The 1,479-nt window shown below is 56.2% G+C and carries 1 protein-coding gene; it reads right to left on the bottom strand.

The genetic code is table 11. The annotated features are described in order from the left end of the window. Positions 1-365 precede the first annotated feature (365 nt). Positions 366-1,436 carry a cytochrome-c peroxidase gene (locus B3Z49_RS17220; protein WP_296993094.1) on the bottom strand — a complete coding sequence of 357 codons (1,071 nt, stop codon included), beginning with the start codon at positions 1,434-1,436 and terminating at the stop codon, positions 366-368. Positions 1,437-1,479: the final 43 nt, after the last annotated feature.

Below are 1,479 nucleotides of genomic sequence, written 5' to 3'. Positions count from 1 at the left end.
GATCCGCATGCCGCAGCAATGAAATTCATCGTCAATATCGTCAACCGTGAAGCATCAATCATATCGTTCAACGACGTCTATCTGGCGATGGCGGCTGCCTTTCTGATTGCCTTCCTTTTGCTGCCACTTGCCAAGTCGCCGCGTGCGGAGCCAGGCGTGGATGCCGCGCATTAAAGGTTATTGAACAGGCGCACCAAGGACACAAGAACAAGGTCGCACACAGTTCCCCCCGACCCCGGCAAGCATACGCTTGCGTGCGACCTTACCGGCCCTTGCACTGCAGGGGCCGGTTTTCTTTATTGGCGTTTGCCACAAGAAAACCCCGCCAAAAATGGCGGGGTTTCGCAAGATTGAATCCGTTGTGATCAGTTGGCAATCATGGCTTCCGGTTTCGGCGTGTCCGTGCTGCTGACCGGCAGGATCGGGTAGGTGACCTGCGGTTCCTGACCTGTGAGGGTTTGAAGGAAGGCGGTGATTGCCTTGACTTCATCCTCAGACAGCTCGGCACCCAGTTGTGAACTGCTCATGATCGCAACCGCCTGTTCCAGATCCCAGACCTTGCCGGAATGGAAATATGGCGCGGTCAGCGCGATATTACGCAGCGGCCCGGCCCGGAACACATAGTCGTCACTTGCTGTCTGGGTAACTGCAAAGCGGCCCTTGTCATCAGGTGGCAGGACTTCGGAGCCCGGCTTTTCAACAACACCGAACGGATAATACCCGGTGCCACCTACATTCACCCCGTTGTGGCAGGATGCGCAGCCAGTATCGATGAACAGTTCAAGACCGGTCATCTCGGTTTCGGTCATGATGGTGTCGTTGCCTTCAAGGAACTGGTCAAACCGGGAGGCGGGGGTGATCAGGGTTGCCTCGAATGCCTCGATCGCCTTTGCCATATTGTCAAAGGTCACCGGATCATCTTCGCCCGGGAATGCCGTTTTGAAATGATCGACATATTCCGGGATGGATTTTAGTACGGTGACGACACGTTCCGGCGTGCTGGCCATTTCAACACCGGCCTGAACCGGGCCTTTGGCCTGTGCCTTAAGGTCTTCGGCGCGGCCATCCCAGAACTGGGCCTCGTTGAAGACGGCGTTCAAAACGGTTGGCGCGTTACGCGGGCCTTTCTGCCAGCCATGTCCGATGGAGGTTTCCAGATTGTCATCCCCACCCATGCCAAGGTTGTGGCAGGTGTTGCACGAAATGATCGCACTGGCAGACAGACGCGGCTCAAAGAACAGCATCTTGCCCAGTTCGACCTTTTCACGGGTGACGGCATTGCCTTCGATGGCGGGAACCATCGACGGAATGACTTCGAAATAGTCCAGCGCACTTTCACGAAGTTCGGCTGGTTCTGCCGCGATTGCCGCACCGCCAAGGGCACATGCCGCAACGGTGGACAGAAGGGCTTTGGAAAACAGGCGTCGGGATGTCATTTCTCTCTCCCATTTTTGGTGGTTCGGGTACTAGACCAAAAAC

The sequence above is a fragment of the Thalassospira sp. UBA1131 genome, assembly GCF_002311515.1.
GTDB lineage: Bacteria > Pseudomonadota > Alphaproteobacteria > Rhodospirillales > Thalassospiraceae > Thalassospira.
The sequence above is the reverse complement of the archived record's forward strand: the minus strand, read 5'-3'. Positions and strand labels throughout refer to the sequence as shown.